At 43.0% G+C, this 20561-nt stretch carries 17 protein-coding genes; 2 read left to right on the forward strand and 15 right to left on the reverse strand.

Annotated features, from left to right (window positions below; all coding sequences use genetic code 11):
• Entirely contained in the window at positions 1–858 is an 858-nt protein-coding gene (locus tag KXD93_RS07865) for a DUF4198 domain-containing protein (RefSeq protein WP_258136436.1), read from the forward strand.
• Between the two features lie 80 nt (positions 859–938).
• Here the strand turns inward: KXD93_RS07865 and KXD93_RS07870 are convergent, their stop codons facing one another.
• The 15 genes from KXD93_RS07870 to pdxA all read right to left on the reverse strand — a co-directional run bounded on the left by KXD93_RS07870 (position 939) and on the right by pdxA (position 19554).
• Positions 939–2324 (reverse strand): LutB/LldF family L-lactate oxidation iron-sulfur protein, encoded by a 1386-nt coding sequence (locus KXD93_RS07870; RefSeq protein WP_258136437.1) that lies wholly within the window; start codon positions 2322–2324, stop codon positions 939–941.
• A gap of 112 nt (positions 2325–2436) precedes the next feature.
• The gene (locus KXD93_RS07875) at positions 2437–3981 is read right to left on the reverse strand and encodes a M28 family peptidase (RefSeq protein ID WP_258136438.1); all 1545 of its coding nucleotides are present in this window, start codon (positions 3979–3981) and stop codon (positions 2437–2439) included.
• Positions 3982–4088: 107 nt separating this feature from the next.
• Entirely contained in the window at positions 4089–5669 is a 1581-nt protein-coding gene (locus tag KXD93_RS07880; protein ID WP_258136440.1) for a M28 family peptidase, read from the reverse strand.
• Positions 5670–5779: 110 nt separating this feature from the next.
• The gene (rpiB, locus tag KXD93_RS07885; protein WP_258136441.1) at positions 5780–6214 is read right to left on the reverse strand and encodes a ribose 5-phosphate isomerase B; all 435 of its coding nucleotides are present in this window, start codon (positions 6212–6214) and stop codon (positions 5780–5782) included.
• A gap of 205 nt (positions 6215–6419) precedes the next feature.
• On the reverse strand, positions 6420–7307 hold the full coding sequence (gene tatC / locus KXD93_RS07890) for a twin-arginine translocase subunit TatC (RefSeq protein WP_258136442.1): 888 nt from the start codon (positions 7305–7307) through the stop codon (positions 6420–6422).
• Between the two features lie 68 nt (positions 7308–7375).
• Positions 7376–8716 carry an acetyl-CoA carboxylase biotin carboxylase subunit gene (gene accC, locus KXD93_RS07895; protein ID WP_258136443.1) on the reverse strand — a complete coding sequence of 447 codons (1341 nt, stop codon included), beginning with the start codon at positions 8714–8716 and terminating at the stop codon, positions 7376–7378.
• Positions 8717–8820: 104 nt separating this feature from the next.
• The gene (gene accB / locus KXD93_RS07900) at positions 8821–9282 is read right to left on the reverse strand and encodes an acetyl-CoA carboxylase biotin carboxyl carrier protein (RefSeq protein WP_258136444.1); all 462 of its coding nucleotides are present in this window, start codon (positions 9280–9282) and stop codon (positions 8821–8823) included.
• Between the two features lie 237 nt (positions 9283–9519).
• Positions 9520–10509, reverse strand: a complete 990-nt coding sequence (locus KXD93_RS07905; RefSeq protein ID WP_258136445.1) for a beta-ketoacyl-ACP synthase III — start codon at positions 10507–10509, stop codon at positions 9520–9522.
• A gap of 115 nt (positions 10510–10624) precedes the next feature.
• Positions 10625–11614 (reverse strand): beta-ketoacyl-ACP synthase III, encoded by a 990-nt coding sequence (locus KXD93_RS07910; RefSeq protein ID WP_258136446.1) that lies wholly within the window; start codon positions 11612–11614, stop codon positions 10625–10627.
• A gap of 11 nt (positions 11615–11625) precedes the next feature.
• Positions 11626–12564 (reverse strand): phosphate acyltransferase PlsX, encoded by a 939-nt coding sequence (plsX, locus tag KXD93_RS07915; protein WP_258136447.1) that lies wholly within the window; start codon positions 12562–12564, stop codon positions 11626–11628.
• 15 nt (positions 12565–12579) lie between these two features.
• On the reverse strand, positions 12580–12771 hold the full coding sequence (rpmF, locus tag KXD93_RS07920; protein WP_073407314.1) for a 50S ribosomal protein L32: 192 nt from the start codon (positions 12769–12771) through the stop codon (positions 12580–12582).
• A gap of 20 nt (positions 12772–12791) precedes the next feature.
• Complete coding sequence (locus tag KXD93_RS07925) at positions 12792–13313, reverse strand: YceD family protein (RefSeq protein ID WP_258136449.1); 522 nt, start codon at positions 13311–13313, stop codon at positions 12792–12794.
• 159 nt (positions 13314–13472) lie between these two features.
• A complete protein-coding gene (locus tag KXD93_RS07930) occupies positions 13473–15074 on the reverse strand; it encodes a RagB/SusD family nutrient uptake outer membrane protein (protein WP_258136450.1) in 1602 nt (533 codons plus the stop codon).
• Positions 15075–15100: 26 nt separating this feature from the next.
• Positions 15101–18166, reverse strand: coding sequence for a SusC/RagA family TonB-linked outer membrane protein (locus tag KXD93_RS07935; RefSeq protein WP_258136451.1), 3066 nt, complete (start codon positions 18164–18166; stop codon positions 15101–15103).
• Positions 18167–18492: 326 nt separating this feature from the next.
• Positions 18493–19554, reverse strand: coding sequence for a 4-hydroxythreonine-4-phosphate dehydrogenase PdxA (gene pdxA / locus KXD93_RS07940; RefSeq protein ID WP_258136452.1), 1062 nt, complete (start codon positions 19552–19554; stop codon positions 18493–18495).
• 183 nt (positions 19555–19737) lie between these two features.
• Here pdxA and rsmA point away from each other — a divergent pair, with 183 nt between their 5' ends.
• A complete protein-coding gene (gene rsmA / locus KXD93_RS07945; RefSeq protein WP_258136453.1) occupies positions 19738–20517 on the forward strand; it encodes a 16S rRNA (adenine(1518)-N(6)/adenine(1519)-N(6))-dimethyltransferase RsmA in 780 nt (259 codons plus the stop codon).
• Positions 20518–20561 lie beyond the last annotated feature (44 nt).

A 20561-nucleotide genomic window follows, 5' to 3' on the forward strand; every position in this document is an offset into this window, starting at 1 on the left:
ATGAAAAAACACGCTCCAATTTTACTTATTATACTCGCAGCCGCTATTGGAATAGCTGCCACTACGCACGATTATTTCCTGTTGCCCGAAATGTTCTTTATGCATAAGGGCGATAAAATGAATTTGCATTTATTAACAGGGGACACCTTTGTAAAAGATGCCGAAATTGGCTATCAGCCGACTAAAACCACCCGTTTTATGCTATATAACGGATCAAAGAAACTTGATTTAACTAAAGCGGCTAAAGACACCGTAACCCCGGTATTAACTTATGAAATGACACTTCCCGGTCAGTCGCTAATTGAAATGACGAGAGGATATGAGTTTAGCTTTACCTCGCGGGATGCCTATGCAGAGTTTTTAAATAACCAGGGCCTGGATAAAATGGCTGAAAAGGTAAAAAGTGGAAACCAGTTCAGGGTAAAGGAAAAATACACCCGCTATTTAAAAACACTGGTTTCCGTTGATAACCAGGATGGTAAAGCTTACGAAAAGGTGCTGAATGAGGATTTTGAAATAATTTTAAAGAAGAACCCGTACGATAAGCAATACGGTGACGACATGATTGCAGTACTGCAATTTATGGGCAAGCCAGCGGCATCTACTGCTATGGAGCTTTATATAAAAACTATTACCGGTAATGTTTATACCCAAAACCTAACTACCAATAATGACGGCGAGGTAACATTTAATCTTAGTCGTGAGGGCGTTTACCTGCTTCGCGCTGTTAGGATCGAGCCAACAAAGGACAAGGATGCCGATTTTGAAAGCTGGTGGACCTCATTCACATTCCCCTTCAGCAGTTCAGAAGAATTACCAAATACTTACAAGGAATTTGGATTCGGAAATAAGCATTAGGGGGTTAGAGACTAGTGATTAGTTGATTAGAGATTAGTTGTCGCGGTTTTCCTAACCTCTGATCTCTAGTCTCCAATTAACTAGTCACCAAATCCATTCTTCTCCTGGTATTGCTGGCTGAATGATTTTTCAGCAACGGTCGGCATCTCCCTATAATGGCCCCATGTTTTTTTGAAGAACCGGCGGAGTAAAAAGTTTTTTGTTTTGCCGCTAAAAAAATCTGTAAACTTCCGGTTTAGCATTCCTTTTTTCCAGAAAGCCCAGCCCCATTTTTCTTTGGTTGTTACCAGCATCTCGTTTACCGCATCACGGCGGTTGAGCAGCAGCATCTTGTGGATGTCGATTTTTACAGGGCATACTTCGGTACATTTTCCGCATAGACTGGAGGCGTAGCTGAGGTGCTTAAACTCTTCCATGCCTGCCATGTGTGGCGTTATGATGGACCCGATAGGGCCGCTGTAAGTAGCTTCGTAGGTATGCCCGCCAATATTTTTATAAACCGGGCATGCATTTAAGCAGGCCCCGCAGCGAATGCAATACAAAGCCTGGCGCTGGTCCTTTTGCGCAAGCAGGTTAGTGCGACCGTTATCCAGCAAAACAACGTACATTTCATCCGGTCCGTCAGTTTCGTCAGCCTGTCGCGGGCCGCTCAATATGGTGTTGTATACTGTTAAGTTTTGCCCTGTTCCATGTGTTGACAGCATCGGCCAAAACAGGTCGAGATCAGTTATTGAGGGAATAAGTTTCTCGATCCCAACAACCGCAATATGGATCTTCGGGAACGATGTACTTAAACGCGCATTTCCTTCATTTTCGCTTATGGCGATGCTGCCGGTATCGGCAAGTAAAAAGTTGGCGCCGGTAATGCCAACGTCGGCCTGTACATATTTTTCGCGCAGCAGTTCGCGCGCCTTTTGGGTAAGTTGTTGCGGTGTAAAGTCAAGCGGAGTGCCGAACTTTTCGTGGAAGAGCTTTGCGATGTCTTCCTTAGATAGATGCATGGCAGGCGTAACAATATGGTAAGGCTTTTGCCCCAGCAATTGTACAATGTATTCTCCAAGATCAGTTTCCAATGATTCGATGTGGTGTTCTTCAAGGAACTCATTCAATTGAATTTCCTCGGTAACCATCGATTTTGATTTTACAACAGTTTTGGCGCCGGCTTTTTTGATGATGTTCAGGATCTCGCGGTTAGCTTCTTCGGCATCATTTGCCCAAATTACCTTGCCGCCGCGTTTCTGAAAGTTGGCTTCAAACTCCGGGAGCAGCTTGTCCAGGTTTTCCATCACCTTCCACTTGATGGCGTGGGCCTTGCGCTTGGTGTTCTCAAGGTTGATGATTTTCGATAATCCGCGCTCAACTGCAGCATCATATTTACCAATATTGTAATTGATAATGCGCCGGTGCCCCATGTCGAAAGCTTTTTCCTCCGAGGCTACCAAAAATTCATCCGCCGTGCTTCCCATATTTGCGAAGTTAGGGGATTTAGTTGATTAAGTGAATAATTGATTGGGTTGAATAAGTTATTTTGTGACAAAAATTAACCTAATCAACCCAATCTAAAAAATCAATTATTCATTATTTCTTATCAACTACAGGGCGTTTATCAGCATTCAGCAAGTCCCATGCAGTATAAAACACCAATTGCGCGCGTTTGGCTAACAGCGGAAAGTTGATCTTACTCACCTCGTCGCCAACGCCATGGTAATCGGCATGTACACCGTTGAAATAGAATATGATCGGTACGCCATGTTTGGCAAAGTTGTAATGGTCTGAGCGGGTGTAAAAGCTGTTTGGATCATTAGGGTCGTCATATTTATAATCCAGGTCCATTTTGGTGTACGTGCTATTGGCTTTTTCATTCACATTGTGCAGGTCGGTACTCAACATTCCCGAACCAATTACATACACGTAGTTGGCAGAGTCAGCCTTTCCGATGTATTCGGTACCAACGCGACCAACCATATCTATGTTCAAATCTGTAATTGTATTAGCCAAAGGAATTACCGGATGATCGGTATAGTACTCAGACCCCAACAAGCCTTTTTCTTCGCCCACATTCCCTAAAAACAGGATGCTGCGGCGCGGACCGTGGCCATCTTTTTTAGCTTTTGAGAATGCGCGGGCAATTTCCATAATGCTGGTGGTTCCGCTGCCGTCGTCATCAGCGCCATTGTTTACGCGGTCGCCTTTAGTACCTTCAGGCATTAGGCCGATGTGGTCATAGTGTGCTGAGATTACTACCACTTCATCCTTTAATTTTGGATCGCTGCCGGGCAGGTAACCTAAAACGTCAACTGCTTTTACATCCTTAGTTATGGTTTTGTAGCTCAGTTTAACATCAGCTTTTATGGTCTGTGCATTTGCTCCGGCTGCTTTTAGCGCGTCATAAGTTTTACCGCTTGATTTTACCAGTTGATCGGCTAAGCCGGTTGTAATCCAGAATACGCCCGGGGTTTTATCAACTTCGGTGCCGGCATCTTTCTTGATGCCTAAACGTGCGGCAGTGATATAACCTTTGTTCTTTTTAAGCAGATCGGCCATGCCGCCGTTTGCTGCCAAAATGATAGCGGGGCTTTTGCTTTGCAGATTTTTTAAGATCAATGCACGGGCAGGAGTAGCGCGGAAACTTGTATTAGGTGTTTTGCCTGCTTCGGGTTTGTCCTCGTTTATCCATAAAACAATTTTACCGGTAAGGTCGGTGCCGGCAATTTCAGTATCGGTACCGTATCCTACAAATACAATTTCGTTAACGTCCAAAGTTCGGTCGGCTGCTGGCTTATAGGCAAAAAAGTCATCGCCATTAGTTGATGCCGCGCCGTTTACTGAAAATGAAACATTCAGCGAATTTTCGCTTAACGGGACATCAAAAAAGTATGAACCATTTACAATTGGCTGTAAGCCCAATGATTTAAACTCATCGGCAATATAATGGGCGGCTTTGTCGGCACCTGGTTTACCGGTTTCGCGGCCTTCGTAGGCATCAGATGCGATGATGCTCAAATGTTTTTTTGCCAGGTCTGCACTGATGATTGGTGCATATTTCATGGCAATTGGGTCCTGCTGTGCAAAGGCCCCGGTTACCAAACCGGCAAACGAAAGTGATAGTATAAATTTCTTCATGGTTTTAATTTAGTGGCTGAAATTAACCAAATTACTATAATAAAAAAAGCGACAGGATAACCTATCGCTTTTCTGTAGCCAAGCCATTACAGCCCGATGATTTGAGGCTATTTCTTACCGTCTACAACCGGGCGTTTATCAGCATTTAACAAATCCCATGCAGTATAATAAACCAGTTGTGCGCGTTTAGCCAGCAGCGGGAAGTTGATCTTGCTTACTTCGTCGCCGGGTTTGTGATAGTCCGCATGTACGCCGTTAAAGTAGAAGATTATCGGTACGCCATGTTTGGCGAAGTTATAATGATCAGAGCGGGTATAAAAGCTGTTCGGATCGTTCAGATCATCATACTTGTAATCCAGAATAAGGTTGGTGTAGGTTTTATTGGCTTTCTCGCCCGCGTTATGCAGATCGGTGCTTAACATTCCTGATCCGATTACGTATACATAATTTGCAGAATCGGCCTTGCCAATATATTCGGTACCAACACGACCGATCATATCGATATTTAGGTCGGTAATGGTGTTAGCCAACGGAATTACCGGGTGATCGGTATAATATTGTGAACCCAGCAGACCTTTTTCCTCGCCCACATTCCCTAAAAACAGGATGCTCCTTTTAGGGCCGTGACCATCTTTTTTAGCTTTTGAAAATGCACGTGCAATCTCCATTATGGCAGTTGTTCCGCTACCGTCATCGTCCGCACCGTTATTCACCATATCCTTTGAACCTTCAGGCATCAGGCCGATATGATCATAATGCGCGGAAATTACCAGCACCTCATTTTTTAATTTAGGATCGCTGCCCGGCAAATAGCCTAACACGTCAACAGCTTTAACCGGGATTTCCTCGGTGGCATAAGATGTAGAAACATCGGCTTTAACTATTTGGGATTGCGGTGCTCCGGTTTGGTCAATTGCGGCCTTTAAATCGGCAATAGTTTTGCCGGTGCTTTTTAAAATCTGGTCGGCAGTAGACTGTGGGATTGTGTATACTACAGCTGGCGTCGGGCCGTCCTGTTTCACTGTCATCGGAAGAGAACGCGGCGGGCCACCACCACCTGGGCGAAGCGCCGCCGGGGTTGGTGATACAGCCAGCATTAACAAAGGGTTTTTACTTTGGATCAGTTGCGTACGCTTCCTGCTGCGTTGTCCGCTCCAGTCAGATAGTTTATCTGTACCTGTGATTTTTGACTTGCCATCGTTCATCGGCTCGCCGTTGCTGATGTACATGACTACCTTACCGGTAAGGTCCATTCCCTTCAGGTCGTCATAGCTGTCGGTGCTTATTCCGTAGCCAATAAACACAATATCCTTTGCATCAATTGTCTTTGTGCCCGCGCCACCCCTTGCGGTAAAGTCGGTGCCGCTGGTTAATGCTGTGCCGTTTACGGTAAATGAATTTACTTTAAATGAGTTTTGTACCACAGGTACATCCAAAAAATAAGAGCCTTTTACAATCGGCTGCAAGCCCAATGATTTAAACTCATCGGCGATGTAATGCGCGGCTTTATCGGCACCGGGTTTGCCGGTTTCGCGACCCTCATAGGCATCGGAAGCAATGATACTTAAGTGTTGCTTAGCCAGGTCGGCGCTGATAATTGAAGCGTACTTCATGGCCGTGGGGTTTTGTTGCGCACAGGCGCTGGTAACCACACCCAATGCGGTTAGTGTCAGGAATAATTTATTCATTTTTGGTCAGTTAGTTTCTTTAGTTCATAGTTGATGGTTCATGGCCAAAATGGTTTAGCATTTGAGCCATAACGCGAGATTACCATCTGGCTAACCTCCAACCACTACCCTCAACAAGCAATCTTATTCACCCTGTTTGCGTGCCGCCCGCCTTCAAACTCGGTGCTTAGAAATATCTCCACGATTTTTTTTGCCAATTCGATAGAAATGTGGCGTGCCGGGATGCAAACAATATTTGCGTTGTTGTGACTACGGGCAGGTACAGCCAGCTCTTCATTCCAGCAGATAGCTGCGCGAATGCCCTGGTGTTTGTTTGCTGTTATAGCAACACCATTAGCGCTGCCGCATACCAGGATCCCGAAATCAAAGTCGCCGCTTTCAACAGCCAGGGCCACGGGGTGAGCAAAATCCGGATAATCTGCCGAAGCATCGGAATAGGTTCCGAAATCTTTAACTTCTGAAACATCCAGGCTTTCAATCAATGCTTGTTTATATTCAAACCCGGCGTGATCAGCGCCAATTGCAATCTTTAGCCCTTTATTCATAACATCAAATTTAATGATTATTGTAAGTGGCGAAGGTAAAATTTTTGTGGGAAAGAAAAGGAAGATGATGTGCGAATGCGTGGATATGCAAATGTGCGGATGAAGAAATTACCAGGATGGTGGAAAATGCCTTATAAATAAAATGTGCGGATTTGCGAGCCTAAAGGTCATTCGCACATCCGCACATCAAAAATCCGCAAATCAATTATGATGCTAGTTCCTTGGCCTTGCGTCGTCTTTCAACAACACCTGCAACTACTATACTTAATTCGTATAAAACAAATAATGGAATAGCCACCACAGTCATGGTAAGTGCATCAGGAGTTGGTGTTACCACTGCAGCAATGATCAATATTATAACAATGGCATAGCGTCTGCTGCTGCGCATTAGCTTTGGCGTTAAAAAGCCAAGGCTCGCAACAATATACACCAAAATTGGCAACTGAAAAACCACTCCTGTCGCCAGGGTTAAGGTAGATACGGATGAAAGATAAGAGTCAATGGAAAATAGGTTTTGAATAGAATCACTTACTTTATAGCCAGCCAAAAAACGCAATGATAGCGGCGTAATTATATAGTAGCCAAACAACACTCCTAACAGAAATAATAACGAGGCATAGAACACAAAACCGCTTGCAGCCTTTCTTTCCTTTTCGTGCAGCGCCGGCTTAATGAATCTCCATAGTTCCCAGAATAAGTAAGGGATACCTAACACAAGGCCGATCATTAGCGATGAGTTGATCTGCAGCGTAAACTGGCCAGCCATTTCAGTGTTGATCAGCTGTATATCGATACTGTTTACACAAAAGTCCTTTGCTTTGAATATAGAAGGTAATATGCTCTGGAAAAAGTCTCCCATACCGCACATCATGCGGTAAGTCCAAAAGCTGGTATGGGCGGGCGCCATGATTATGCCACTAAAAATCTGGTCGTAATAAGCGAATGATACCCCCGAAAATACAACTATGGCTAACGCTGCGCGGATAAGGTGCCATCTTAAAGCTTCTAAGTGCTCAAAGAACGACATTTCACCTTCTAACTTGTTTCCTTTATCCTTGATCGCCTGGATCAGCTTTTTACCTAAATTGGCCATTTTTGAAATAAAAACCGGCTTGAAGCGCCCGGAACATTAAATACGTTTAATTTTTATACCCCGGTTTTTTATTCTGAATATTCAAAGGTTTCCATAAACTTGGTTGTGAAATTGCCCGCCCGGAAATTAGGATCCTGCAATAATTTCAAATGGAATGGAATGGTTGTTTTTACGCCTTCAATTACAAATTCGCTTAATGCACGTTCCATTGTTGCCAGTGCCTCCTCGCGGGTTTGGGCCATACAAATAACCTTTGCGATCATCGAGTCGTAGTTAGGCGGAATCACATAGCCACTGTAAACGTGGGTATCGATTCGCACTCCATGACCACCGGGTGAATGGAAGTTGGTGATCTTACCCGGAGACGGGCGGAAGTTGTTAAACGGATCCTCGGCATTGATACGGCACTCAATTGCGTGTAATATCGGTTCGTAGTTTTTACCCGAGATCGGGATGCCGGCGGCAACCTTTATCTGCTCCTTTATTAAATCGAAATTAATAACCTCCTCGGTAACGGGGTGTTCTACCTGGATTCTGGTATTCATTTCCATGAAATAAAAGTTGCGGTCTTTGTCAACTAAAAACTCAACAGTTCCCGCGCCTTCGTATTTTACAGCCTTCGCGCCTTTGATGGCAGCTTCGCCCATTTTTTTACGCAGCTTTTCTGTCATAAACGGCGACGGAGATTCTTCAACCAACTTTTGGTGACGGCGCTGAATAGAGCAGTCGCGTTCTGAAAGGTGACAAACTTTACCATATTGATCACCAACTACCTGGATCTCGATGTGGCGCGGGTCCTGCACATATTTTTCAAGGTACATGCCATCGTTGCCAAAGGCTGCGCCTGATTCTGCACGGGCGCTATCCCATGCATTTTCAAACTCTTCATCCTTCCAAACAATACGCATACCCCTGCCACCACCACCGGCAGTAGCCTTTAATATAACGGGATAACCTATTTTTTTTGAGATTGCGATGCCTTCCTGCACACTGGTTAGTAAACCTTCGGAACCCGGAATGCAGGGCACGCCGGCTTTTTTCATGGTTTCCTTAGCCGAGGCCTTATCGCCCATGGCGTTTATTTGTGCGGCGGTAGCGCCAATAAATTTGATGCCGTATTCGGCACATATAGAAGAGAACTTTGCGTTTTCTGATAAAAACCCGTAGCCCGGATGAATAGCATCTGCATTGGTAAGTTCAGCTGCCGATATCAGGTTCGGAATATTCAGGTACGAATCGCGGCTTGGAGGGGGGCCTATACAAACAGCTTCATCAGCAAAACGAACGTGAAGGCTGTCCCTGTCGGCAGTTGAATATACAGCTACGGTTTTTATGCCCATTTCCTTACAGGTGCGAATAATTCGCAAGGCAATCTCTCCCCGGTTAGCTATTAATATTTTTTTAAACATAGTTTGATTTTTGTGATCTCACCGATTGCTTGACGATTTCACCGATTCAATTCTTAATCAAAAAATCGGTGTAATCTTTTTAAGATCGGTGCAATCAATCATAATTACATAGGTTCAACCAAAAATAACGGCTGGTCATATTCAACCGGCGATGCGTTATCAACCAGTATTTTTACGATCCGACCGGATACTTCCGATTCAATTTCATTAAATAATTTCATTGCTTCAATAATACAAAGCACTGAGCCCGGTTTTATTTCATCGCCAACGTTCACAAATAATGGCTTTTCAGGGCTTGCAGAACGATAAAAAGTGCCAATCATCGGCGATTTTACAGTGATGTAGTGTGATGTATCGGCAACCGGTGCCGCAGCTGGAATAGCTGCTACAGGGGCAGCTGCAACTGGCGCAGGCGCATAGCTTACATCAGGAACTGTTGCATTCACAATTGTTGAAACCGCATTGGTTTTTATTGTGATCTTAAAGTTTTCCTGCTCTATTGAAACTTCGTTTACTCCTGATTTGGAAACAAAGCGTATAAGATCCTGAATTTGTTTAATATCCATGCCGGGGATTAATTGGTTTTGATAAAGTTATATGATAATGTGCAGATGTCCAAATGATTGATATGCGGCTGTGCAGATTTCAAAGGTGCAAATGCTTTAGTTAATTAGATTTAATTGTCAGTTGTACGCAAATAAACAAAACTTATTTAATAATGTTCGTGTTGGCCGTGCAAATGTGCGGATTTTAAATATGCGAATTGAAATATTGCGACATCTTTTTTATCCTGCATTTGCACATTAGTACGCCCATTTTAAATAGATAGATCCCCAGGTAAAACCACCACCAAAGGCTGCTAATATCAGGTTGTCGCCCTTTTTAAATTTGTCTTCCCATTCCCACAAACACAGCGGGATTGTTCCGTTGGTTGTATTGCCATACTTCTCTATGTTTATGATCACCTTGTCGGCAGTAACACCGGTACGGTTGGCGGTTGCATCGATGATGCGTTTGTTGGCCTGGTGCGGTACCAGCCATGCAATATCTTCTGATTGCAGCTGATTGCGCTCCATTACTTCGGCCGCAACATCCGCCATTTTTGTAACGGCGAATTTAAATACCGCCTGGCCTTCCTGGTAAGCAAAATGTTCACGCGCATCAACGGTTTCGTGCGTAGCGGGTTTAACTGATCCGCCTGCCTTTTGGTGCAGGTAAGGTACACCGGAGCCATCGCTTCTTAAAATGGAGTCGATGATGCCATTGCCTTCGTCATTAGGTTCCAGCAAAACTGCGCCGCAGCCATCGCCAAAAATAATGCAAGTAGCACGGTCTTCGTAATTGGTGATCGACGACATTTTGTCTCCGCCAATAACCAATACTTTTTTATGTTTTCCGCTTTCTATAAACTGCGAGCCGGTAGCCAATCCGAATAAAAAGCCGGAGCATGCTGCCTGCAGGTCGTAACCCCAGGCATTTTTTGCGCCAATTTTATCGGCTAATATATTTGCCGTAGCAGGGAATACACGGTCGGGAGTAGTGGTGCAAAAGATGATCAGGTCAAGTTCATTGGCACTGATGCCGCGTTTTTTTAAGAGCGCTTCAACAGCCGGAACGGCAAGGTCTGAAGTGCCTAAACCCTCTCCCTTTAAAATTCTTCGTTCCTTTATGCCAGTACGGGTGGTTATCCACTCGTCGTTGGTGTCTACCATTGTTTCCAGCTCCTGGTTAGTTAGTATATAATCAGGTACGTAACCGTGTACAGCTGTAATAGCAGCATGAATTTTACTCATTTTTTATTTTTTTATTGAAAAAATATCTTTGATGTACAGATATAAACTTAAAAATGCGGACTAAAAGTATAAAATTATTTTAACTCTATAGTTCGCACTTTTTAAAAACTGCTCATCAATAAGCCCATTTTAAATAGATCGATCCCCAGGTAAATCCGCCACCAAATGCAGCAATTATAAGGTTATCGCCTTTTTTAAATTTATCTTCCCACTCCCACAAACACAAAGGTAAAGTTCCGTTTGTGGTATTACCGTAACGTTCAATATTTATAATTACTTTATCTGAACTAACGCCGGTTCGGCTGGCAGTTGCATCAATAATGCGCTTATTGGCCTGGTGTGGTACCAGCCATGCTATGTCATTGGCCGTTAAGTTATTGCGCTCCATTACTTCGGCGGCAACTTCGGCCATATTGGTTACTGCAAATTTGAAAACCGATTGTCCTTCCTGGTATAGGTAGTGTTCGCGAGCGTCAATGGTTTCGTGTGAAGTCGGCCTTGCAGATCCCCCTGCTTTTTGATGCAGGAATGGAAGACCCGCACCATCACTCTTTAAAACAGAATCGATAATTCCGTTTCCTTCGTCGTTAGGCTCTAATAAAACGGCACCACAGCCGTCGCCAAAAATAATGCAGGTAGCGCGGTCCTTATAATCAATCATCGACGACATTTTGTCGCCGCCAACAACCAATACTTTTTTGTGTTTGCCGCTTTCGATAAATTGAGAACCGGTTGCAAGCCCAAATAAAAAGCCTGAACAGGTAGCCTGCAGGTCGTACCCCCAGGCATTTTTAGCGCCAATTTTGTCGGCCAATATATTTGCTGTAGCTGGGAATACACGATCAGGTGTGGATGTACAAAATATGATCAGATCGATCTCATCGGCCCCAATACCGCGTTTTTTTAACAAACCATTCACAGCAGGTACCGCCATGTCTGATGTGCCCAGGCCCTCGCCCTTCAATATCCTTCGCTCTTTGATGCCTGTACGCGTGGTTATCCACTCGTCGTTGGTGTCCACCATCGTTTCCAGCTCGTGGTTGGTAAGTACATAATCGGGTACGTAACCGTTCACGGCTGTAATAGCAGCATGAATTTTATTCATTATAATATCCTCTACTGGAAAGCCAGTTTAATTTTATCTGTAATGGCGCTTTCAACCATGTTTTTTGAAAGCAGCACCATGTTTTTTATGGCCTCGGGGCTTGAAATGCCGTGACCAACTACAACCGGGGCATTTACGCCTAAAATAGGGCTGCCACCGTATTGCTCATAGTTAAACCTGTCGAAAAATTCGTCCTTGATCTTCTTTTTAAGCGTAACAACGTAAAACGATTCGGCAAGCTTTAGCATTATATTGCCGGTAAAGCCATCGCAAACAAAAACGTCAGCATGGTCGCCAAACAGGTCGCGGCCTTCAACGTTACCGGTGAAATTAATAAGTGGAGATTCCTTCATAAGCGGGTAAGCTGCCAGGCAAAGTATATTGCCCTTTTCCTCTTCCTCGCCTATATTCATTAAGGCAACCCGTGGGTTGTCAATGTTATAAATGTATTGCGCAAACAGGCTGCCCAGCACTCCAAACTGAAGCAAATATTCGGGTTTGCAATCGGCATTGGCGCCTACATCAATTAAAATACCCAAACCGCCATTCAGTTTAGGTATAAAACTTGCTATCGCCGGGCGCAAAACGCCGGGAATTGCCTTTACGCTAAACATAGCGCCCACCAGCATAGCACCGCTATTGCCGGCAGATGAAAATGCATCAATTGCACCTTCCTTAAGCAGTTTAAAACCCACAGCAATGCTGGAGTCGGGCTTTTGAACAACTGCCTTCGTGGGGTGCTCACCCATACCGATCACTTCGGTTGTATGTACATACTCGAAATGATCCGGGTTAAAGTTGTTTTCCTGGAGAATGCTTATAGCTGCGTCCTTGTCACCAATAAGCACAAGCTTTTGGTTAACAGACAGAACATCATAAGCCGCAATTGCCCCTAAAACGGTTGCTTTGGGAGCGTAATCACCGCCCATAATATCTAAGCCAATCTTCATTTCAGAAAATTAAACTTAAGCTACAGCTGCCTTCTCAATCAGTAATTTACCGTTGTAGTATACGTTACCGTCAACAGTGTAAGCTCTGTGTGGCAAATGTACGGCACCTGTAGTTTTGCAGGTAGTTAAAGTTGGCGCAACAGCATTATCATGCGTTCTGCGTTTATCTCTCCTTGATTTGGATATTTTGCGTTTTGGATGTGGCATAAAACCTGGTATTTATATTTTTATTTAATCTTTTTGAGCGCTTCCCACCTTGGGTCAATCTGCTCATCTTTTTCTGTATTTGCTGAAAGGTTATTAAGCTTTTCCAGCATTTCCTTATCACAATAGGGTGTATTACCCTCGTTATCACAAACTGTTATAAACGGCAAAGCAACGTTTATATATTCATACATCAACCCTGCTATATTGATCTCGTGATCATTTTTTGTCAGGGTGATGATCTCTTCATCCTCATCTATCTCCTCGTCGCTAAACTTCGCGATGGCTTGTTCGTGTATATCCACCTGCTGCGGATATTGCGCCAAACACCTGTCGCAGTTTGTGTCAATTGTACCGGTGATCTGAAAATTCAGGATCATCATGGTCTCCTGTTTCTCCAACTCAACCTGGCAGTTTAAGTTTGCTTTTTTAACCAGCGAATATTCGAACTCGTCGAAAAAAGCATCGTTAACAACATACTCAAACTGGTGCTTCCCCAGTTTCAGGCCGGTATAAGGAATCGAATAATTTCTTAGCGATTTCAATGAGCAACAATTAGCCCGCAAATGTAAGGATAAATATGATAATAGAAAAGTGTTTTTTTAAAACGATTTTAAGCTCCCAAAATCCCTAAAACCTATGGCTCTTAAAGTATGAAGGGCCCTCTTTTAAAAGGGCCCTTCCGTAACAATATTAAATGTTATTTAGTTTTTGGTAGCTAAATCCCACCATAAACGGGTACCGCCATTGTCAGGACCGCTTAACAAGCTAACCGCCTTGGTAACCTGGTCTTTATTGGTGTCATATTCTTTTTGTGAGAAAGGAAGCCTGCGAATAAAGTTGTCAGTGCTGATGGTTCCCTGGCTGTTGTTTACTACAACACGCATTAACACTGGGTAATTGGTTCTTCTTTGCTCAGCCCATGCTTCGTTGCCATCTGGCCATAAACCCAGCCATTTTTGAGTGATGATACGTTCAAGCTTGCGTTGATAAGTGTCAGCTTCGTTCCATTTGATGGTAATGGTACTGATGTCTTTTGAACCTGCTGAAGCATTGTTGCTTGCGCGAACAAGGTCGACATAGTTTGCTTCAGTGCTGGTAGCATCGCTCAGGTAATTACCTGGTGCAACTCCGCTCTGGTCAAATGAAAGATTTACACCTTGCTCATAGAAACTTTGCGGGGTACCGCCCATGCTCCATCCGCGTAAAGCACCTTCAGCCCTTAAAAAAGAGATTTCAGACGCCGCCATAAACCTTATAGGAGATGTGTTGGTAAGGTTTAAATTACTTGCAATAGCGTATTCGTCTGAATTGTCAAGTACGATGCCATTACGGATACCACGATATTCGCCATTTTTATTTTTTACGAAATATGCAGCTAAACGTGGATCATTGTAGCCCTGTAAGTAGCACTCTAACGGAGCGCCTGCTTGAATATCAAGGTACTCGTAGCAAACAGACCATAGGGGATTGGTAAATGTTACGCCGTTAGCAGCTTTTACATAAGCGTTGTCACCATTAGTAGTGATCAGGCCTCCCGGATCGCTTACTGCAGACTCGGCCTCAGTTTTCGCCATGGCTGGATTTACCATAGAAATCCTGATCGCTAAACGCAGTTTTAATGAATTGGCAAATTTTATCCATTCTTTGTAATCACCCCCGTAGATGAGGTCATAAGGTTTAAATGGAGTAGCACCAGGGTGATCTTTAACATACTGAGTTAGTGTTTTTATGGCAAAATCAAGTTCATCAAAAAACGTTTTGTAAATTGTTTCCTGGCTGTCATAAGGGACAGAAAAGGCTTTTACGCCAACTTGGGTATATGGCATTGGCCCGTACACATCAGTTACACGGTGCATACCTTCAACTTTCAATATGTTGGCAACAGCAAGGTAATCTTGAGATGTTGCGGTCACCCTTGCTTTTACCTGTACCCAATCAGCCATAATAGTACCAAAACCGAGATCGAACGCCGCAGTATTCCAGCCTGAATTAAGTCCGTAAGTATGGTTGTTAGGGTTAAAGCCTGCATCAGCAGTCATCATAAAGCCAGAAAAGATATCAGCATTTAAGTTTTCCTGTACCTGGAAGTTATAGTTTGTTGAGTTTACAACACCTAATTCCATTGGCAACATAAAAGTTCCAAGCCCTTCGCCATCAATCTTAAGTAATGAATCGGTCAGGTTATACTTATTGGTATTATACTTTTCGAAGTTTTTGGTACATGCCGATTGAAGCAATGTAAAGCCCAAGCCAATACAAGCTAAGGCAATGCCAAATTTTTTATTTAAATATTTTGTTTTCATTTCAATATCGTTTATGAATTTCACAATTAAAATTGGGCAGTTACTTTAAAACCTACGCTTCTTATGGTAGGTAAGTTAAATATATCAAGTCCCTGGAAGCCATTTGCAGTTGATAACATTGCATCCGGATCAAAAGGTGCGTTGTTCTTAATAAAGAATAAGTTACGTGCTATAACTGAAATGCCGATATTTTTAACTGTATTGTTAAACAATGTGCCTGGTAAAGTATAACCTAATGTTAACTCACGCAGCCTGATATTTGTAGCGCTGTAAACATATTCTGACGCAAGGCCGTTTCTGCCGTCAATAAGGTCAAAGTATTTTTTTGCGTCAACTTTTTTGCCATTTATATCAACGCCGCCGTTATCACGGGCTTTAGCTGTTGCAGCCGATGTGCCGTACTGGTCAAGTAGCGCATTAGTCATGGATACTACCTGTCCGCCAAAGTGTCCGTCAATCAGGAAGCTTAAGCTAAAGTTTTTGTAGTTAAACTGGTTTTGGAAACCTACAAGAAAAGTTGGGTTATAGTTACCAATTTTAGTGTAGTCGGTACCACGTTGCGGCAGGCCATTAGCATCGGTGATGTAATTTCCATTCGCGTCTTTTAGCAGTGTTTGTGAATAAAAATCACCAAACGAACCGCCTTTTTGAGCGCGAAGGCTTACATAGTCAGTTGAAAGTGTTTGGTATTGAAGGTCAACCGGCTGACCTGAAAGCGGATCGGTGTAATCAACAACCGTCAAGATCTTATTCCTGTTTAATGAGAAGTTAACACTTGGTTTCCAGCTAAAATCGCCGGCTTTGAGATTGTATCCTAACGTTGCCTCTATACCTTCATTGCGTACTTTACCACCGTTAACGTAAAATAAGCTAAAGGTTGTCGCAGCAGACGGAGTGATACCATAGATCTGGTCTGTTGTGAACGATCTGTAGACGTTTAAGGTAAAGGTAATCTGGTCATTCAAAAACCTCCAGTCGGTACCTATTTCATATGATGTTGTATGTTCAGGTTTTAATGTAGAGAATTTTTCAGCGCCAACCGGATTGGTTAAACCATTGCTTACCGCAAAAGTTGGGTTAGCAGCATATAAAATGGCACTACCGTTACCCACCCCTGTTATGTTACCCCTTAATTTTGCAAACGATACAAATTCAGGTAGCTTAAACATCTGGCTTAAAACAGCGGTTAAGCCAACTGATGGATAAAAATAGTTGTCTTTCTGTGTGAAAGCCAAACTTGAATCCCAGTCGTTCCTGGCGGTAACGTCTAAAAATAATTTGTCTTTATATCCAACAGTTGCGGTGGCAAATACTGATTGTGTTTGCAACTGATCTGAATATTGAGTAGGGAACACCCTTGTATAGTCAATATTCGAAATTGAAAATAAATTAGCAAAATTTAAAAGGTTACCTGAAGTGTTTGAGCCATAGTTTACAGTATTTTGTAAGCTTGCACCCAGGTTAGCATTTACACTAATGTCTGAGAATTTTTTGTTGAAGTTTAAAATCGCATCAGCATAAGTTTGAGTTGTGCCGCTTGGGTTGTAAGTGTACGCTCCCTTTGAGCCAACCAATGTTGTTGTTGATGAAGCGTAGTTTTGTGCTTCGTAGTTGCTGTTTGAACGATCAACCTTAACACGTGCCTGCAAGTTCAACCAATCTGTAAACTGGTATTTAGCAGATATTGTTCCCAGCAAGCGGGCCAGGTGATCCTGGTTTGTGTTGCGGTTAACTATCCAGTATGGGTTTTGAGTAGCAATATCGCTGATAGCATATGGCCAGTTCTGAACCATCAAGTTCCGGGTTGGATCGTAAACTTCAAAATTTGATTTGAATTGATTAAAATCAACACCACGAGGGAAAAGATATAAAGGCACAATCGGGTTATAATAAAATCCCAGGTTTGGCCTGTTATTTACATTCTGGTGAATATAGTTTGCAGATACATCCAATGTAAGTTTGTCATTTAAAAATTGGCTGGTGTTGCGAATAGAGAAATTGTATTTGTCCAATTTGTTATCCGGAATTATGCCTGACGAATTTGTGCTTTCGAACGAGAAATAAGTTTGGTTAACTTTTGTACCAGTTTGTATCGAAAGTGAATTGGTAAATGTTTTACCCGTTTGGTAAAAGTCTCTTGCATTGAAAGTTGACGGCGTCGACAGTTTTGTGTTCGACCAGCTATCATTGGCGCCTGCCGACGAAGGACCATAAGTATTTTGGAAATCAGGAAGCTTAAAAGGATCTTCGAAAGTTGTGTTTGAAGAAAAGTTTATTACAGTTTTTCCTGCTAATCCTTTTTTGGTAGTTATTAATATAACACCATTTGATCCCTGGTTACCATATAGTGCTGATGCCGCAGAACCTGGCAATACAGTAACGCTTTCAACATCTTCGGAGTTTAGGTTCTCAATACCGTCACCTCTGTCCATACCCCCAAAAGACGAGCCTAATTGGCCAGATTCCAATCTTGGCATAGGAATACCATCGATAACAAATAACGCGTTGTTATCGCCGCTTATTGATTTGTTACCGCGTAAAACAACTTTTGTTGAACCACCAACGCCTGATGCGCTCTTGGTAATCTGCGCACCGGCAACTTTACCCGATAGCGTGTTAACTAAGCTGGGGTCTTTTACAGCGTTAACATCAGCTGTTTTAAAAGTTTGTACCCCGTACGAAAGGGTTTTTGATTCCCTTGAGATACCCAGCGCCGTTACAACAACTTCACTTAGCTGTTTTGCATCTGCTTTTAATAAGACGCTGATTGTTGCATCGTTACCAACGGTAACCTCCTGGCTGACGTAGCCAATGTAGCTACATACAAGTACATCGCCGGGATTGGCATTTAATGCAAATGCGCCGTTAACATCTGATTGCACGCCAGTGGTGGTGCCTTTGATAGATACCGATACACCAATCAGCAATTCGCCTGTTGTGGCGTCTTTAATGGTTCCTTTCACCGGCATCTGAGCGTGAACAGCCCTGTCGTGCCCTTTGGCTTTTATCGGGCTGGAATAGCCGTTGGTATAGCCTGCAGCTAATAGCGCAGCGGTTAACCAACAGAATTTTAAAGGTAAATTAATCTTCATAAATTTTGATTTTGGGTAATAAAAGTAATTGGTTGAGAAATATTCGATAAACTTAGAAAAAAAGCAAACCAAAATCACAAGCCTTTTTAAATTATTTTAAAAAGTATATAAAAGATATAAATCCTATGGTTTTAGTAGTTTATCCGTATTTTTCTGTTACACAGGGCCCTGAATTGCAATCTGTTAGCTGAATGATAGTAAATGCTGTCTGTAACAAATTAGCTACAGTAAAAGGCCCATAAAAATCATGTTCTACGGGCTCTTTTAATTCGTAAATTTCGAGTGAGGTTTATCCCCATTGTTGATTGAAAGGGCGTTAAATTTCCCTAATCCCTGTCGCGGCTCAATTTGGTGATGGTAAGCGGGTTTTCGTGAAGCTCCAATGTTTCGCGGCGGTGCTTTACAATATGCATGGCCGTAAACAAGGCCTCGCGGAACGAGATCTCGGATGCCTGGTTTTTTCCGGCGATATCATAGGCGGTACCATGGTCGGGCGAGGTGCGTACGAAGTTTAAACCGGCGGTAAAGTTTACGCCCGATTCAAAAGCTATTTGTTTAAATGGAATGAGGCCCTGGTCGTGATACATAGCCAGCACGGCGTCAAACTGTAAATAGGTGCCATTTGCAAAAAAGCCGTCGGCAGCATAAGGGCCGAAAGCAAGAATATTATTGTTGCGGGCCTCCTCAATTGCAGGAATAATTACGGTTTGCTCCTCATTGCCGATAAGCCCATTATCACTTGCATGAGGGTTGAGGCCCAATACTGCAATTTTAGGCTTGCGGATCCAGAAGTCGTTACGCAGGCTGGCATCCATTAGTTTTAGCTTTGCTACTATCTTTTCAGTAGTAATACTTTCAGAAACTTTAGACAGCGGGATATGCCCTGTAACTACACCAACACGCAAAGTATCGCTTACCAAAAACATCAACGATTCTGCTGCGCCATCGCGCTCCTGTAGATATTCCGTATGACCCGGGAAATTAAATTGTTCGCTTTGTATGGTGTCCTTATTAATGGGCGCTGTAACCAGTGCATCAATTTGCCCGTTGATCAGGTCGGCAGTTGCGCGTTCTAACGACATAAAGGCATATTTGCCCACTTCGCTATTGGCTACACCTGGTTCAACCTTTACATCCTCATCCCAGCAATTGATCATGTTCGGTTTCCGCCCTTCCTTCTTTCCTTCAGATGGCTGATTGATCACAAAAAAATTAAGATCTTCAACCGTTGTGGTACGGCGGTAAAAAGAAGCCAGCTTGGTATGGCCGTAAACTACAGGAATGCAATAATCATAAATTCGGCTATCGGCCAATGTTTTAATAATTATTTCCAAACCTATTCCGTTAACGTCGCCTATGCTGATTCCTATTTTAATTTTCTCGCTCATGTCATATATGATTACCCCGATTAAAAGGTGATTACACCGATTTTTTGGGTGGATATTTTACCAGTTTTATTGGTTCGGCTCTCGGCTTTTTGCTTTGCGCTTTCTGCTTTAACCATGCAAATAAAAAGATTTTAACTCATTAAAGAACAAATATGCCTTAATTTGCTCAATATTTGATTAATAATGACGTTGGTAAGAGCAAAAAAGCATTTAGGTCAGCATTTTCTTACTGATAAAAATATTGCTGCAAAAATAGTTGACAGTCTGCGCCCCGATATTGGTTATCACCAGGTTCTTGAGGTCGGGCCAGGTATGGGCATCCTTTCAGATTTTTTATTACAGAAGCCAGATCTGGAGGTTTCCCTAATTGACATCGATACCGAATCGTACGAATATCTTCAAAAAAAATACCCGGCATTAGGTAAACGCCTTATTAACGCCGATTTCCTGGAGATGGATTTCGCAGCGTATTTTAACGGGCCGATGGGGATAATCGGTAACTTTCCTTATAATATCTCATCCCAGATTCTTTTTAAGGTGCTTGACAACCGGCAACAGGTTGTTGAAGTGGTAGGTATGTTTCAAAAGGAGGTTGCTGAACGTTGTAATTCAAAACCAGGCAGCAAGGAGTATGGGATACTGAGCGTGTTCCTTCAGGCTTACTATAAAGTGGAATACTTATTTACCGTGAAGGCTGGCGTATTTAACCCGCCGCCTAAGGTACTATCAGCAGTTATAAGGTTAACCCGCAATAAGACTGAGACCCTGGGTTGCGACGAGAAATTGTTCTGGCAGGTAGTAAAGGCTGGCTTTAACCAACGCCGAAAAACTTTACGCAATGCAGTATCATCCCTAATAAATAAGGAAAAAATGACCAATGAGCCCATGCTTGATCTACGTGCCGAACGCTTAAGTGTTGATGATTTTGTGAAATTGACTAATATGATCACCAATAACAGGTAATAGCTGGATTTTTCCTCTAAAATTCTTAAATTCGTTATTCACAC

Source organism: Mucilaginibacter phenanthrenivorans, assembly GCF_024721155.1.
GTDB lineage: Bacteria > Bacteroidota > Bacteroidia > Sphingobacteriales > Sphingobacteriaceae > Mucilaginibacter > Mucilaginibacter phenanthrenivorans.

Excerpts from the sequence above, each read along its gene's own strand:
- rpmF (WP_073407314.1), bottom strand. The coding sequence starts at position 12,771 with ATGCCACATCCAAAACGCAAAATATCCAAATCAAGGAGAGATAAACGC.
- plsX (WP_258136447.1), bottom strand. The coding sequence starts at position 12,564 with ATGAAGATTGGCTTAGATATTATGGGCGGTGATTACGCTCCCAAAGCA.
- rsmA (WP_258136453.1), top strand. The coding sequence starts at position 19,738 with ATGACGTTGGTAAGAGCAAAAAAGCATTTAGGTCAGCATTTTCTTACT.
- KXD93_RS07930 (WP_258136450.1), bottom strand. The coding sequence starts at position 15,074 with ATGAAAACAAAATATTTAAATAAAAAATTTGGCATTGCCTTAGCTTGT.
- accC (WP_258136443.1), bottom strand. The coding sequence starts at position 8,716 with ATGTTTAAAAAAATATTAATAGCTAACCGGGGAGAGATTGCCTTGCGA.
- KXD93_RS07865 (WP_258136436.1), top strand. The coding sequence starts at position 1 with ATGAAAAAACACGCTCCAATTTTACTTATTATACTCGCAGCCGCTATT.
- pdxA (WP_258136452.1), bottom strand. The coding sequence starts at position 19,554 with ATGAGCGAGAAAATTAAAATAGGAATCAGCATAGGCGACGTTAACGGA.
- tatC (WP_258136442.1), bottom strand. The coding sequence starts at position 7,307 with ATGGCCAATTTAGGTAAAAAGCTGATCCAGGCGATCAAGGATAAAGGA.
- KXD93_RS07910 (WP_258136446.1), bottom strand. The coding sequence starts at position 11,614 with ATGAATAAAATTCATGCTGCTATTACAGCCGTGAACGGTTACGTACCC.
- KXD93_RS07870 (WP_258136437.1), bottom strand. The coding sequence starts at position 2,324 with ATGGGAAGCACGGCGGATGAATTTTTGGTAGCCTCGGAGGAAAAAGCT.
- KXD93_RS07880 (WP_258136440.1), bottom strand. The coding sequence starts at position 5,669 with ATGAATAAATTATTCCTGACACTAACCGCATTGGGTGTGGTTACCAGC.
- KXD93_RS07905 (WP_258136445.1), bottom strand. The coding sequence starts at position 10,509 with ATGAGTAAAATTCATGCTGCTATTACAGCTGTACACGGTTACGTACCT.
- KXD93_RS07935 (WP_258136451.1), bottom strand. The coding sequence starts at position 18,166 with ATGAAGATTAATTTACCTTTAAAATTCTGTTGGTTAACCGCTGCGCTA.
- accB (WP_258136444.1), bottom strand. The coding sequence starts at position 9,282 with ATGGATATTAAACAAATTCAGGATCTTATACGCTTTGTTTCCAAATCA.
- rpiB (WP_258136441.1), bottom strand. The coding sequence starts at position 6,214 with ATGAATAAAGGGCTAAAGATTGCAATTGGCGCTGATCACGCCGGGTTT.
- KXD93_RS07875 (WP_258136438.1), bottom strand. The coding sequence starts at position 3,981 with ATGAAGAAATTTATACTATCACTTTCGTTTGCCGGTTTGGTAACCGGG.